The following is a 12,979-nucleotide window of genomic DNA, read 5'->3' on the forward strand; positions in this document are numbered from 1 at the left end:
GGCTTTCGTTCACCGTATAGAGAAATGAGGGATGAGATGAGGATTGGGCTTATTCGTCACGGTCTAACTGATTGGAATGCGGCAGGACGCATTCAGGGGCAGACAGATATACCTTTGAATGCAGAAGGTCGTGAGCAAGCACTGCGTCTGGGAAGACGTTTGCTCTCCGAAGAGTATCACTGGGACCATATCATTACAAGCGGGCTGTCCAGGGCTCAGGAGACTGGAGAGATCATCTCCGGGCTTCTAAATGTTCCCTTGTTGGAGCCAGATGCACGTTTGAAGGAGAGGGCCTTTGGTCAGATTGAAGGTCTGACATCCGAAGAACGTATCGCTCGCTGGGGCACTACCTGGGAGACGCTGGATTTGGGCCAGGAACAGATTGCTGATATTCAATCACGAGCTTTGGGCTTTCTGGAGGATTTATGGGAGGCCTATCAGGACAAAAATGTGCTGATTGTCTCTCATGGCGCTTTCCTTGCCAATCTGCTTTCAGCTTTGTATAAAGACCGCTATACGGAACGAATTGGTAACCTGTCGCTTACAATCCTGGAGAAGGAACGTGAGAATTGGAGTCCATTGCTTTACAACTGCACAAGACACCTTTCAATGGATCTGGCGAAACAATCTGAGTAATTAGCTCAGGTTGTTTTTTTGCGTTATAGCAATTTATAACTGCCACTCTATAAATATTGAATTAAACATTTGCATGAGAACTTCTATATGAATTTGAACCTCTCATTCTTCTTCTGAGCAGGCTACTTCGGGCATAGTATGGTTAAAACATAAAAAATTTCCAAAAAAAGAGGTTTAGATCATGGGAATTCCGTCAACGATGTTTACAAAACCAAACTACTTCAGGCCCCGAATCATCAGCCAAAAAGTAGTCAGCGGGCGAGGCGATGGACCCATGAATCTAGCGGATATGCTTACTTTTGCCGATATCGGCCAGCTTAATCGAATAGCAGACTATTATCAATGCGAGTGCAAGCCCAATTCCAAACATGAACTCATCCAGAGTATCCTCACTACATTGGGCAGCAGACCTTTTTTCGAACAGCAGGTTCGCGAATTGAATCAAGTAGATCTGCGATTTTTGAACAACTTGCTGTTTGATGCCCGGCAATATTTCGGGATGGAGGAGCTCGTCGCCATTGCTCGCCAGTCGATGGACAAAAAAGATAGTGAGGCTGGAGCCAGTCCTCGTGATCTTATCGTACGCTTTACGAAGAGCGGATGGTTGTTCAATGGCACAACTCAGCAGACAAGATACCTGTATCAGGTACCCCAGGATTTGCAAATGAGATTCCGGGATGTACTAGCCAACCGCCTGAAGGCAGGGATAGCACAGACAAGCGAGCCTTCCGTGTACAGGGATGAATACCATCTTCTCGCGGAAGATCTCAAGCTGTTTCTGCAATTTGTCCAGCAGCAAGAAATTGCTCTAAATGCAGAGGGCATGATGTATCGACGTTCTCAGCAGCAGATCATGGAGCATTTGCATGTCAGTGAAACACTGGTGGGAAAAGCTGGATGGAGATTCGGCTATGGTCGTTCGTTCAAAGACTACCCCGACCGATTTGCCTTCATCTATGACTACGCTTTTCATCATCGTCTGGTACGTGAGGACCATGGCATGCTGAAATTGTCCCCATCAGGTGAAGACAAGCTGGGGGCAGAGAAAACAGCCGAGATGATACAGTTATTTAGGTTTTGGTTAAGACTTTATAAAGGTGCTATTCCCAATCTGTCCTCCATCGTGTACTGGACAGGAGAATGTGCAGCCGGCTGGTCAACAGCAGAGTCTTTATTCCGCCAGATAGGTCCCTTCATTCAGCCGTTCTACTACGACACAGCAGAGACGATTTATGACAACAGGGTACTCAAAATGATGCTTCATCTGGGTATGCTTCGTATTGGGGAGCATACGGATGGACGAACGATACAAATGACAGCATGGGGTTCACGTCTCGCGTCATCTTGTCGCTCGCTGTCCAAGGACATTACACCTGTCATGTTTGACAATTGAAGGACAAGTTGCTAAAATCACTCCCAAATTAAGGAGTGATACGAATGATAATTCCATACAAAGGTATTCAACCGCAGTTACACCCTTCGGTATATATGGCTGAAGGGGCCAAACTTATAGGTGATCTCAAAATGGGGGAAGAGTCTACAGTCTGGTTCAATGCTGTGCTGCGAGCCGATCTGGCACCGATTGTAATTGGACGACGTTGTAATATACAGGACAATGTTGTTGGACATGTCAACACGGATCAGCCTTTGATCTTGGAAGACGATGTGTCGGTAGGACATTCTGCGATCATCCATGGTTGTCGTATCGGAACAGGTTCACTGATTGGTATGGGAACTATCCTTCTCAATGGAGCCGAAATTGGCGAATATACGCTGATCGGGGCCGGTTCTGTTGTCACTGAAAATACTAAAATACCGCCCTATACCCTTGCTTTGGGCACACCAGCCAAAGTGATACGTGAGTTGACGGATGCTGATCTTGAGCGGATGTCAAGAACTACACTAGGTTATGTCTCCAAAGGAAAGGAATATAGGAGCTCTTAAATCCGTTTTGGAGGTGCATCCTATTGGATAAAATGAAAGTTACGTATGAAGTCATGTTGGGGCTGGCTGCTGAGATGGTGTGGGACGACGCGCTTCGTAAACAGCGCAGTGAGAAGCTGTATATGGAAATCGATAAGGCGTTGGCTACCGGAGACGAAGTAGCTTTCCGGAATCTGACGGATGAACTGAAAGCCATAAACTGATGAGCATGTCAAAATAAAAATACAGGAAATGCGTGGAAACGCATTTCTTTTTTTGTTTATGAAAAACATCATAAAAGATAATAAAGTACCCGTTCTACACGAATCTCTGGATTTATAATATAGGGTCATATATAATATGGGAATAAAATGGATAGAGAGGGGAATTAGGGAATTGAAATTCAGTGAGATGTCTCAAGACAGCTGGGCGGAACTGCAACTCTATCTGGATACATGCCTTATTCCATATACAGCCCTGAATGGCGAGCAGACTCCGGTTGAAACGACAGAAGCGCTGGAACGGCTTAGAGATTTTTTGGATTTGGTGGAGATTCCTTTTAAAGGACGTATCATGACTTACCCTGCATTCCATTACGGATATCCAGATATGTCAATGGCATTAAATACCTTATGCGAACAACTTAAATCTTCCGGTTTCAAATATGTGGTTGTAATGTCATCGGATGGTGTATTGGAAAAAGCCAAAATTCCTTTCGCGGATTTGGTTTTAAGTCGCTCCATTTTGACTCAAGAGGTAGGAGAAGACGGAATTGCGCGTTTTGTCGGGGAAAAAATTCGTGAGTTATGGAAAAGATGACCTTCCAGTGACAAATGTGACAATTTACCAACACTTTTTTAATAACGCTTACAAATGTACCTTAAAAATGTGTGACAAATTCTTGACGGTGTTCTAGGGCTACTATATGATTATGTATGTTCTAGTAAGTCGTGGAATTTCTGATAATGAAAACGATTGAGAGAGTTGGCTGAAAAAGGGGGTTGGAGACAGTATGAGCAGTGAGCATGACCAGCACGAAGCTTCGATGAAATTGCCAAGCCGCATGGAGATGTCACGCAGGCAGTTTTTGACGTACACGCTTGGTGGAGCTACCGCCTACATGGCCGCCGGTGCAATACTTCCTATGGTCCGTTTTGCGGTGGACCCGATTTTGCAGCACAAGGGAGAAGGCACCTCTGTCAAAGTAGCAGAAATTAGCAAAATTACGAATGAACCTCAAGAATTTACGTTTGAACTGCAGCAACAAGACGGTTGGTATTTGAGCAATGCTTCGTTAATCGCCTGGATCAGGAAAGATGAACAGGGTAAAATTTATGCGCTTTCACCCATTTGTAAACATTTGGGTTGTACCGTAGGTTGGAATAGCGATAAGCAGTTCCCTGATGAATATCATTGCCCCTGCCATGGCGCACACTATGACAAAGAAGGCAAGAATCTTGCCGTAGCCCCGAAGCCACTGGATGAGTATGTGGTTAAAGAAGATCAGGGCTGGGTTTATTTGGGCGACATTGTTCCGAACACCCGAGTCAAATAGGAGGCGTGAACGCAGATGTTTAAAAATGTCTATGACTGGATTGACGAGCGTCTCGATATCACGCCAATTTGGAGGGACGTTGCGGATCATGAAGTTCCAGAGCACGTTAACCCGGCTCATCACTTTTCCGCATTCGTTTACTGCTTTGGTGGATTGACGTTCTTTATCACTGTAATTCAGATTTTGTCAGGAATGTTCCTGACGATGTACTATGTGCCTGATATTATTAATGCTTACGCCAGTGTCGAGTATTTGCAGACCAAAGTAGCCTTCGGCCAAATTGTACGCGGTATGCACCATTGGGGAGCCAGTCTGGTTATCGTTATGATGTTCTTACATACGATGCGTGTGTTCTTTACCGGCTCTTACAAAGCACCGCGCGAAATGAACTGGGTTGTCGGCATGCTGATCTTTTTTGTCATGCTGGGTCTGGGGCTTACCGGGTACTTGTTACCATGGGACAATAAAGCCTACTTTGCAACCAAAGTTACTTTGGAGATAGCGAATACGGTTCCTTGGCTGGGGCCGATCATTAAAGAGTTCCTGCAAGGCGGAACTATTGTAGGTGCACAGACGTTAACGCGGTTCTTTGCCCTTCACGTATTCTTCCTCCCCGCTGTGCTTCTGGTGCTTCTGGTCGGACACTTCATTATGATCCGCAGACAGGGCATTTCGGGACCACTATAATTGAGAAGGGAGGAATCGACATGGCTCACGGACACAAGTCGGATGACCAGGAAAAGATTATCTTCGTTGGGGATTCACGGGTCCGTAAAGGGGCGGGGTTTATTACTCCACCGGACTACACGGCGTATCCCGGCAAATCAGAGGCTTTTATACCTAACTTCTTGTTAAAGGAATGGATGGTTGGTGTCGTTGTACTGGTTGGTATTCTGGTATTAACGATTTCGGAGCCTGCACCTTTGGGCTATCCGGCCAATCCAAGTGCATCGGTTATTCCGATGCCGGACTGGTATTTCCTTTTTCTGTACCAGTATTTGAAATACCCGTATGCTTCAGGCGATTATGTCCTATTGGGGGTGCTGGGGGTCAGCGGAGTTGCTTTCGGCGCTCTGTTGCTGGCTCCATTTCTGGATACAGGCAAAGAGCGGCGCTTCTACAAACGCCCTATTGCATCTTCACTCATGATTCTGTCGATAATGTCGGTCTTCTATCTGACTAACGTGGCGTGGACGCATTACAAGCATGAATTGGAAGCAAGCGGTCAGAAGCCGGAACATATTCAGCGTGAAGAAGAAGCGCGGGAGAAACACGCGCAGGGTCTTCCTACGTCGAATGCGCCAGGTCAGAAACAAGAGGTGGCCATCGTAGACAAGGATGATCCGGCAATGGAAACCTTCAAAAAGGCCGGTTGTATTGGATGTCATGCCGCCGATATGAAGGGAGCAGGCGGACCTTCACTTCGTGGTGTAGGTGATAAACACAGCCAGGAAGAAATCCTGACGATTATCAAAGAAGGATATAACAGCATGCCTGCTCAGTATGACAACGCCATCGCCCAAGGTTTGACAGATGACGACATCAATCACTTGGCAGAATGGCTTGCGAAACAGAAGGCGGAACAGTAAAATCGAAATAAGCAATGAAACCTGATCGTTTATGCGGTCAGGTTTTTTTGAGGAGATTTTCGCAACACCTTTCTTTGGAACGCTGAACACATAGAATGGAAGGGGCAGAAGATGTGGCTTTATCGTACTTTTGGAGCCGGGAATTTCTAACGAACCGTTATTTCCTGTGGCTTTTATTTTGGTGTAATGCATTGGGAACGGTGTACGGATACATATGGTACGGGGATCAATTGGAGTATACTTTGGCACGGCAACCCTTGTGGCAGATTGTGTTTGTGCCGGATAGTCCGACAGCGAGCTTGTTCTTCACATTGTCATTATTGTGGGTGTTGTACAAGCCGCAGTCCAGAATCCTGAACTGGATCGGACATGTCATTCAGGCGCTCGCCGTAGTCACTTCGGTAAAGTATGGTGTATGGGCGGTATCCATTATTTTTGCTGGCTGGATGCAGGGAGGTTCGCAAAACTGGCAGGATTGGATGTTAATTGCATCGCATAGCGCGATGGCTGTTGAAGCTTTGCTGTATGTACGGTTCTTCGGTTTCCGATGGGGGGCCCTGGTGATTGCCGGATTGTGGACTTTGCTAAATGATACAGTAGACTATACCTATGACATTTTCCCTTGGCTGCCTGCATCGCTGATGGATCATCTGGATGGTGTGCGCAATTTCACTGTAGGACTGACGCTGGTGAGCATCCTGTGTGCATGGGTGGCCTTGAGACAGGCAAGACGGGCCTAATTTCAATGAGCAAGCTTGTTCTAAGGGGCTACACCCTGCCATACATTGATGGTGGGAGGGATGTCCATGAAGAGAACGTTCAGGATCAAAACTGGATTAATGGTGGTGTCGTTCATGGCTCTGCTGTTCTGGACGAACTTGTCATACAGCGTATCAGCGGAAAGTAGTGGGGTTAACGAAGAGAAGAGCAAAGAAGTCTCTGTCAAAAATTCAATTGAGCAATTAAATGAAGAAGCGGCGCTGCTGTATCGACATGCCCTCGATCATGATATTGAGGAAGTGAGAGGCAGTATTTTGCGAATCAGTAAAGGTCTGGAGCATATATCCTTTGAGGGTCAAACGACAGTCGAAGGCATACACGCCCTATCCGAAACCATTGTTGAAGTGAAAGAAGCCGCCGTCCGGGTTAAAAGTGATGAGGCGTCACTCCAGCTGGCCTCTGCCAAACTTCGGCTTGCAGCAGACAGTCTTGCTAATCCAGCCAAACCTTTATGGCTCCAGTATTATAAAATTGTGAAAAATGATCTTGATGCGCTATCAACCGCCGCTGATCAGCAGCAAAGTGCAGCGATAATAGGAACCCGCTATGCCTTGCTGGAAGAGCATTATGAGACCATCCGCCCTGCGGCTATGATCCGCCGTGAACCCTACGAAATTGCCCAGCTGGACGCCTGGTTATCTCATACCAAGGGTCTGACAACGGCCAAGCAACCTGATATTGCCCAATTGAAGAGTATGGTCATTCATGGTGAAGAGCTGGTGAACCAGTTGTTTGGTCGGGAAAAGGACGAAAGTGCCTTTGTACCATTTGTTGAAGGTCCCAACCGCAGGGCTGCCGGATTGTTCATTAGTTCCGTGATCGTAGCAGCGCTTGGTTATGCAGGTTATCGTAAATACCGGGCACAGCAGCAGGGGATATTTCCTTTTCGCCGCTGAATTTAAACAAAACAATAGAAAAATAGAAAAACCCCGATTCCGAGAATGGCCAATTCGCTGGCTCTTCTTATGATTCGAGGTTTTTTCAGCAATCTGGATCAACTTTCCTTGAACCCTTCTCCGTGCACATCATGGACATCGCTGATGATAACAAAAGCTCTGGGATCAACGGAGCGCACAATCGTCTGTAAACGTCTGAATTCTTGCCTGGAAATGACACAATAGGCTACATGCTTGGCCTGTTTTGAATAGGCACCAACAGCTGGAATGAGTGTGACGCCGCGATCCATATCACGGGTAATCAAGTCGGCAATTTCCGGTGCATGATCACTGATAATCATAAAGGCGCGAGCAGAATATGCTCCTTCCTGAATGAAGTCGATCACTTTAGAGGCGATAAATACAGCGACCAGCGTATACAGTATTTTTTCTTTTGGAATGTATATGAGCGAAATGCCAATAATGATGAAATCGATCCCCAGCAATACACGTCCCATACTCCATCCATATTTTCGATTGAGAATGCGGGCAATGATGTCAGAGCCGCCTGTCGTTCCGCCCCAGCGAAATACGATGCCAAGCCCTGCGCCAAGGGTGACCCCGGCATATAATGCCGCAAGCAAAAGATCATTCTCGGTATGTAGCGGCTCGATCCAGCCGATCTGTATCCATTTTTCGAACAACCAGAGGAACACTGTCAGTGCTCCAATACCAACGCCTGTATAGATCATCTGTCTGCCGCCCAGAATTTTGAGTCCAATCAGAAAAAGCGGAATGTTAACAACTAAGGTTGTTAGTGAAGGAGAGATGCCGAACGCATAATTTAGCAGCACCGTAATTCCCGTTACTCCGCCTTCCATGAGCTGATTGGGAATGATGAAATACAGAAGTCCAAAGGCATATAATGCGGTTCCCAACAGGATGGGCAGAATCATTTTGAATTGAACCCAGGTTTTGGAAGTGCTCATAAGTTCACTCTCCGTTTGCAAATTAGAATGTGAAAGCAATCATTCCCACCTTAGTATACCTGTTTATCGATTCTTTAAAAATGATTTGTCATTTATGATGGTGGAAGTGAATCTAAATAACTGATATATTAGGTAAAATACGACACAATTTCAAAAGGAGAATCCGTTCTCATGGAGAAAAGCATTGCAGAAATGCAGCGTGAGGTTGATCTGTATATTTCCCAGTTTAAAGAAGGATATTTCAGTCCGCTGGCCATGCTGGCTCGGATGTCTGAAGAGGTGGGAGAACTTGCGAGGGAAGTCAATCATGAGTTCGGCGAAAAACCGAAAAAGTCTTCCGAAGCAGAAAATTCCATTGAGCTTGAACTTGGGGACATTTTATTTATCACGATTTGTTTTGCGAACTCTCTAGGGATTGATCTGGCAGAGGCCCATAACAAAGTCATGCATAAATTTAACACACGCGATGCAGATCGGTGGACTCCTAAAAACACCGATTAGGCGTAGATTACATATGCTGTACCATCACCTCAATGGGGAGGGACAGCTTGGATGATGAAACCGGAAGAGTACATGCAGCAAGCATACCGCTGCATTTTGCAAAATGATTTTGAACAGGCGATTCGTTGGTTTGAATCCGCCATCGATGCTCACCCGGAACATGCGGAGCTCTATTATCGCTGTTCCATTACACATGCCCGCAGTCAGCATTTGAGTCAAGCGCTTGATTACGCACGTAAGGCTGTTGAGCTGTCTCAGGGCATAGAGGAGTATGTGTTGCATTTACAGACTCTGGAAGCCAAACAGCTCAGTACACAGGCCAAATTGCTGCTCGAACAGGCAGGGAACGGAACACATGAACGATATGTTCAGGCGGCCGATTTGCTGAGACGGGCGGTTAAACTTGACCCGTTATATGTGGAAGCGCATATCATGCTTGCTCTTGCATACAGCGACCTGAATGAGTTCGACCTTGCAACCAGGTCCGTTCGTGACGCACTGTTACTGGACCCGCAGAATGTGCAACTGCATCAATTATTACAGGAAATTAAGCAGCGTATGAAGTCTATACAATAAGAATCCATTTCATAGGGTATAAGGGATTGTTATGAAATGGATTCAGCCGATTGAGCCAACATAGTGAGGAGATGCAGCCAAGATGAGTGAAGTAATACGCGTTGCCGTAATTGGAGCGGCTGGCCGGATGGGCCGTGAAGTCGTGAAATTGGTGCTTCAAGATCCTGAACTGGAGCTCGCAGCGGCGGTTAACCGCTCCGGCGTAGGCACGGATGCCGGAACACTTGTCGGTCTGCCTGAATGTGGGGTGCTTTTGACCGACGATATCGAGATGGCTTTTGCAGAGACGAAACCACAGGTTATGGTGGACTTCACCGTCCCCCAATATGCCTATGCCCATACAGAGATCGCAATCCGTCATGGGGTTAGACCTGTTATGGGTGTTACCGGCTTTACGCCGGAGCAGATTGAACAGCTGGACAAGCAGTGTCAGGAGAAAGGCATTGGAGGGTTGATTGCCCCGAACTTTTCCATCGGAGCTATTTTGATGATGAGGTTTGCCGCACAGGCTGCCAAACATATGCCCAATGTGGAGATCATCGAATATCACGGCGATCAAAAGCTGGATGCTCCTTCAGGTACAGCCATCAAAACAGCCGAGCTGATTGCGGCAAATCGTGAGGAGTTTCGTCAGGGCAATCCGAATGAAGAAGAGACGATCGAAGGATCGCGTGGCGGATATTATAATGGATTCCGAATTCACAGTGTACGGCTGCCGGGTGTATTCGCCCAGCAGGAAGTGGTGTTTGGAGATTTTGGCCAATCCCTCAAAATACGTCATGATTCCTATGAACGGGCAGGTTATATGCCTGGTGTTAAAATTGGAGTACAAAAGGTTATGGAATATACAGGACTTATCTACGGATTTGATCACTTTATCGACTAAAAGAGGTAGTTCAAAAAGTCAACTTTTGATCACGAGGTCACTCGAGAAGCGGATACAACATCGAATCTTGAATTCAGCCGGGCCTTCCGTTGCTCACGTAGGTTCGCCTACGCTCCGCTACTCAGTCCCTAGCTTCATCCAACCTTCTTGGTGCTGAAAACCTGACTTTTTGAACACACACTAAAAGGAGATTGTCATGTTGAAAATCGCATTTATTGCCCATGATCGCAAAAAGGAAGAGATGGTTAACTTCGTGACAGCTTACGAACCTGTATTTACAGACCATCAACTATACTCTACCGGCACAACCGGCCTACGCATTATGGAAGGAACCTCATTACAGATACACCGTTTTGAATCCGGGCCGTTGGGCGGGGATCAACAGATCGGTGCTCTGGTTGCACAAAATGAGATGGATCTGATTATTTTCCTGCGTGATCCTTTGATGGCACAACCTCATGAACCAGATATTAACGCTTTGCTGCGTCTCTGCGATGTGCAGGGAATTCCGCTTGCCACCAACATCGCAACTGCGGAAATTCTCGTTAAAGCGCTGGATCGCGGCGATTTTGGCTGGAGAGAGCTTGTACATAAATACAAGCCAGAGGGCGGATTAAAATCGGGTGATGCTCAATGAGTTTGGACATTCTCATATTTGGTGCACACGCGGATGATGCAGAGATTGGTATGGGGGGAACGATTGCCAAACATACTGCTGCAGGACTCAAAGTTGGCGTGTGTGATCTGACCCGGGCAGAGATGTCGTCGAACGGGACGGTAGAGCGCAGAGCCGAGGAAGCGGAGCAAGCCTCCCGCGTCCTCGGTCTTTCGTGTCGAAGCAATCTTGGTTTGCCTGACAGAGGTCTGCACGTTACCCCTGAACACATTCAGGCCATAACTGCCGAGATACGCCGCCATGCACCCCGAATCGTGTTTGCTCCATATTGGGAGGATCGCCATCCAGACCATGTGATGTGCAGCAAGCTTGTGCAGGAAGCCGTATTCAATGCCAAGCTTAGAAATTATATGCCGGACATGCCTGCTGTTCAGGTGAAAGAATTGTATTTTTACTTCATCAACGATATCGGGCCAACGGATTTGATTGTGGATATTACGGAACACTATGAACAAAAGGAACATTCGTTGCTTAGTTATCGTTCCCAATTTGAATTGGGAGAAGGTGCAGTTTCCACTCCGCTCAATCAAGGGTATATTGAACGTGTGAGAGCTCGGGATTCCTTGCTCGGACAGCGCAGCTTTATTCCTTATGCGGAAGGGTTCGCAAGTATCACACCTTATGTGGTTAATCAGTTTGGCCTAGCAGCCAAGTAATACAGGATCGAGCTTGCTCGTATGTATATTTATCAGTGCAATTCCGTTGCATTACATCAACCTGCACTTGCGGGAGATTAAAGGAGCGTCCACCGGATGGATCAAAAGCTAAAAATTGGTATCACCTGTTATCCGTCCCTCGGAGGATCTGGCGTTGTCGCAACGGAGCTGGGCAAGTTGCTTGCCGAACAGGGGCACCAAGTTCACTTTATTGCTAACAGTATCCCGTTCAGACTGGGTACATTTCAGAAAAATATTTTTTATCATGAAGTGGAAGTCAACGATTATTACGTATTCCGTTATCCGCCATATGATCTATCTTTGGCAACAAAGATGGCCCAAGTAGCCAAATCACAGCAGCTGGACCTGCTGCATGTACATTATGCAGTACCACACGCCGTGTGTGCCTTTTTGGCAAAACAAATGGTTGGTGAGGACCTGAAGGTAGTTACAACGTTACATGGAACGGATATTACTGTATTGGCACAGGATGAGTCGTTAAAGGATCTGATTCGACTTGCGATTAATGAGAGTGATGCCGTCACAGCAGTATCTCAGGACTTGATTCGTGAAACCGTTGAATTGCTTGATATCCGGCGTCCAATTGACCTGACCTATAACTTTATAGATAAAAGAATTTATTATCCGAGGGATGCAGCAAGTCTGCGTAGAGATTTTGCAGCACCTCATGAAAAAATCATGATGCATATCTCCAACTTCCGTCCGGTGAAGAGAACACAGGATGTGGTGGAGGTGTTCCGTCAGGTACAGGAACAAGTCCCTTCCAAACTGTTATTTGTCGGAGAAGGACCTGATTTGCCGAAGATTCAATGGAAGATTAATGAGCTTGGACTGAATGACAAGGTTCATTTTCTAGGTAAGCAGGATGATATTGCTCAAGTCATTTCGATGGCTGATGTGCTGATGCTGCCATCGGAGAAGGAAAGTTTCGGACTGGTGGCACTCGAAGCCATGGCTTGTGGTGTACCTACCATTGGATCACTGGCAGGGGGAATCCCTGAATTGGTATTGCACGGCAAGACAGGATTTTTGTCCCCGATTGGCGACACGCAGTCGATGGCGGAGAACGCGATACGTCTGTTGACGGACGACCGTTTGACAGCGGACTTCAGAGAGGCATGTTTAAGAAGAGCCCATCATGATTTTTGCAACGATGCGATACGGCATGAATATGAACAAATATACTACCGGGTGCTGGGACGTGAAGTCCCGAATCTGAAGCCCGTTTGTGGCTAATTCTCAGATAGTCTCGTTCCTCCGTGGAAATATATCTGTGCAAGCCATTACCAAGCAACAGGTAGTTATGAGGTGATCGT

Annotated in this window: 17 protein-coding genes; 16 read left to right on the forward strand and 1 reads right to left on the reverse strand. The window is 46.7% G+C overall.

The window, feature by feature from the left end; all coding sequences use genetic code 11:
- The first annotated feature begins 36 nt into the window (after nucleotides 1-36).
- From PPA03S_RS25920 to PPA03S_RS25965, 10 genes are all read left to right on the forward strand, one after another.
- Nucleotides 37-636 (forward strand): histidine phosphatase family protein, encoded by a 600-nt coding sequence (locus PPA03S_RS25920; protein WP_062327435.1) that lies wholly within the window; start codon nucleotides 37-39, stop codon nucleotides 634-636.
- 274 nt (nucleotides 637-910) lie between these two features.
- A complete protein-coding gene (locus PPA03S_RS25925; RefSeq protein ID WP_062327632.1) occupies nucleotides 911-2,029 on the forward strand; it encodes a hypothetical protein in 1,119 nt (372 codons plus the stop codon).
- A 44-nt stretch (nucleotides 2,030-2,073) separates the two neighbouring features.
- Nucleotides 2,074-2,580 carry a gamma carbonic anhydrase family protein gene (locus PPA03S_RS25930; protein WP_062327438.1) on the forward strand — a complete coding sequence of 169 codons (507 nt, stop codon included), beginning with the start codon at nucleotides 2,074-2,076 and terminating at the stop codon, nucleotides 2,578-2,580.
- Between the two features lie 23 nt (nucleotides 2,581-2,603).
- Entirely contained in the window at nucleotides 2,604-2,783 is a 180-nt protein-coding gene (locus PPA03S_RS25935) for an IDEAL domain-containing protein (protein WP_024630643.1), read from the forward strand.
- 187 nt (nucleotides 2,784-2,970) lie between these two features.
- Nucleotides 2,971-3,378 (forward strand): DUF2487 family protein, encoded by a 408-nt coding sequence (locus PPA03S_RS25940; RefSeq protein ID WP_245683732.1) that lies wholly within the window; start codon nucleotides 2,971-2,973, stop codon nucleotides 3,376-3,378.
- A gap of 193 nt (nucleotides 3,379-3,571) precedes the next feature.
- Nucleotides 3,572-4,114 (forward strand): QcrA and Rieske domain-containing protein, encoded by a 543-nt coding sequence (locus PPA03S_RS25945; RefSeq protein WP_062327444.1) that lies wholly within the window; start codon nucleotides 3,572-3,574, stop codon nucleotides 4,112-4,114.
- A 15-nt stretch (nucleotides 4,115-4,129) separates the two neighbouring features.
- Nucleotides 4,130-4,801: a menaquinol-cytochrome c reductase cytochrome b subunit gene (gene qcrB, locus PPA03S_RS25950; RefSeq protein ID WP_017687726.1), complete on the forward strand. Its 672-nt coding sequence runs from the start codon at nucleotides 4,130-4,132 to the stop codon at nucleotides 4,799-4,801.
- 20 nt (nucleotides 4,802-4,821) lie between these two features.
- Nucleotides 4,822-5,703, forward strand: coding sequence for a menaquinol-cytochrome c reductase cytochrome b/c subunit (locus tag PPA03S_RS25955; RefSeq protein ID WP_062327448.1), 882 nt, complete (start codon nucleotides 4,822-4,824; stop codon nucleotides 5,701-5,703).
- 113 nt (nucleotides 5,704-5,816) lie between these two features.
- Nucleotides 5,817-6,443: a DUF1405 domain-containing protein gene (locus PPA03S_RS25960; RefSeq protein ID WP_062327635.1), complete on the forward strand. Its 627-nt coding sequence runs from the start codon at nucleotides 5,817-5,819 to the stop codon at nucleotides 6,441-6,443.
- Nucleotides 6,444-6,509: 66 nt separating this feature from the next.
- On the forward strand, nucleotides 6,510-7,379 hold the full coding sequence (locus PPA03S_RS25965; RefSeq protein ID WP_062327450.1) for a sporulation protein YpjB: 870 nt from the start codon (nucleotides 6,510-6,512) through the stop codon (nucleotides 7,377-7,379).
- 98 nt (nucleotides 7,380-7,477) lie between these two features.
- On the opposite strand, the gene PPA03S_RS25970 is transcribed toward PPA03S_RS25965, so the two are convergent.
- On the reverse strand, nucleotides 7,478-8,347 hold the full coding sequence (locus tag PPA03S_RS25970) for a YitT family protein (RefSeq protein ID WP_062327453.1): 870 nt from the start codon (nucleotides 8,345-8,347) through the stop codon (nucleotides 7,478-7,480).
- Between the two features lie 171 nt (nucleotides 8,348-8,518).
- Here PPA03S_RS25970 and PPA03S_RS25975 point away from each other — a divergent pair, with 171 nt between their 5' ends.
- The 6 genes from PPA03S_RS25975 (at nucleotide 8,519) to bshA (ending at nucleotide 12,899) form a co-directional block, all read left to right on the forward strand.
- Nucleotides 8,519-8,848: a nucleotide pyrophosphohydrolase gene (locus PPA03S_RS25975; RefSeq protein WP_062327458.1), complete on the forward strand. Its 330-nt coding sequence runs from the start codon at nucleotides 8,519-8,521 to the stop codon at nucleotides 8,846-8,848.
- 51 nt (nucleotides 8,849-8,899) lie between these two features.
- Nucleotides 8,900-9,424, forward strand: a complete 525-nt coding sequence (locus PPA03S_RS25980) for a tetratricopeptide repeat protein (RefSeq protein WP_245683733.1) — start codon at nucleotides 8,900-8,902, stop codon at nucleotides 9,422-9,424.
- An 82-nt stretch (nucleotides 9,425-9,506) separates the two neighbouring features.
- Nucleotides 9,507-10,310, forward strand: a complete 804-nt coding sequence (gene dapB, locus PPA03S_RS25985; protein WP_062327461.1) for a 4-hydroxy-tetrahydrodipicolinate reductase — start codon at nucleotides 9,507-9,509, stop codon at nucleotides 10,308-10,310.
- A 196-nt stretch (nucleotides 10,311-10,506) separates the two neighbouring features.
- Nucleotides 10,507-10,947, forward strand: coding sequence for a methylglyoxal synthase (mgsA, locus tag PPA03S_RS25990; RefSeq protein WP_062327463.1), 441 nt, complete (start codon nucleotides 10,507-10,509; stop codon nucleotides 10,945-10,947).
- A complete protein-coding gene (bshB1, locus tag PPA03S_RS25995) occupies nucleotides 10,944-11,642 on the forward strand; it encodes a bacillithiol biosynthesis deacetylase BshB1 (RefSeq protein ID WP_062327466.1) in 699 nt (232 codons plus the stop codon). The genes mgsA and bshB1 overlap by 4 nt, the downstream gene beginning before the upstream one ends.
- Nucleotides 11,643-11,738: 96 nt before the next feature.
- Nucleotides 11,739-12,899, forward strand: coding sequence for an N-acetyl-alpha-D-glucosaminyl L-malate synthase BshA (bshA, locus tag PPA03S_RS26000; protein ID WP_062327468.1), 1,161 nt, complete (start codon nucleotides 11,739-11,741; stop codon nucleotides 12,897-12,899).
- Nucleotides 12,900-12,979 lie beyond the last annotated feature (80 nt).

It is taken from the genome of Paenibacillus pabuli NBRC 13638 (assembly GCF_001514495.1).
Taxonomy (GTDB): Bacteria; Bacillota; Bacilli; order Paenibacillales; family Paenibacillaceae; genus Paenibacillus; species Paenibacillus pabuli.

Coding starts and splice junctions, on each gene's coding strand:
- PPA03S_RS25920 (WP_062327435.1), top strand. CDS start 37: ATGAGGATTGGGCTTATTCGTCACGGTCTAACTGATTGGAATGCGGCA.
- PPA03S_RS25975 (WP_062327458.1), top strand. CDS start 8,519: ATGGAGAAAAGCATTGCAGAAATGCAGCGTGAGGTTGATCTGTATATT.
- PPA03S_RS25965 (WP_062327450.1), top strand. CDS start 6,510: ATGAAGAGAACGTTCAGGATCAAAACTGGATTAATGGTGGTGTCGTTC.
- dapB (WP_062327461.1), top strand. CDS start 9,507: ATGAGTGAAGTAATACGCGTTGCCGTAATTGGAGCGGCTGGCCGGATG.
- qcrB (WP_017687726.1), top strand. CDS start 4,130: ATGTTTAAAAATGTCTATGACTGGATTGACGAGCGTCTCGATATCACG.
- PPA03S_RS25955 (WP_062327448.1), top strand. CDS start 4,822: ATGGCTCACGGACACAAGTCGGATGACCAGGAAAAGATTATCTTCGTT.
- mgsA (WP_062327463.1), top strand. CDS start 10,507: ATGTTGAAAATCGCATTTATTGCCCATGATCGCAAAAAGGAAGAGATG.
- bshA (WP_062327468.1), top strand. CDS start 11,739: ATGGATCAAAAGCTAAAAATTGGTATCACCTGTTATCCGTCCCTCGGA.
- PPA03S_RS25940 (WP_245683732.1), top strand. CDS start 2,971: ATGTCTCAAGACAGCTGGGCGGAACTGCAACTCTATCTGGATACATGC.
- bshB1 (WP_062327466.1), top strand. CDS start 10,944: ATGAGTTTGGACATTCTCATATTTGGTGCACACGCGGATGATGCAGAG.
- PPA03S_RS25980 (WP_245683733.1), top strand. CDS start 8,900: ATGATGAAACCGGAAGAGTACATGCAGCAAGCATACCGCTGCATTTTG.
- PPA03S_RS25925 (WP_062327632.1), top strand. CDS start 911: ATGAATCTAGCGGATATGCTTACTTTTGCCGATATCGGCCAGCTTAAT.
- PPA03S_RS25970 (WP_062327453.1), bottom strand. CDS start 8,347: ATGAGCACTTCCAAAACCTGGGTTCAATTCAAAATGATTCTGCCCATC.
- PPA03S_RS25945 (WP_062327444.1), top strand. CDS start 3,572: ATGAGCAGTGAGCATGACCAGCACGAAGCTTCGATGAAATTGCCAAGC.
- PPA03S_RS25930 (WP_062327438.1), top strand. CDS start 2,074: ATGATAATTCCATACAAAGGTATTCAACCGCAGTTACACCCTTCGGTA.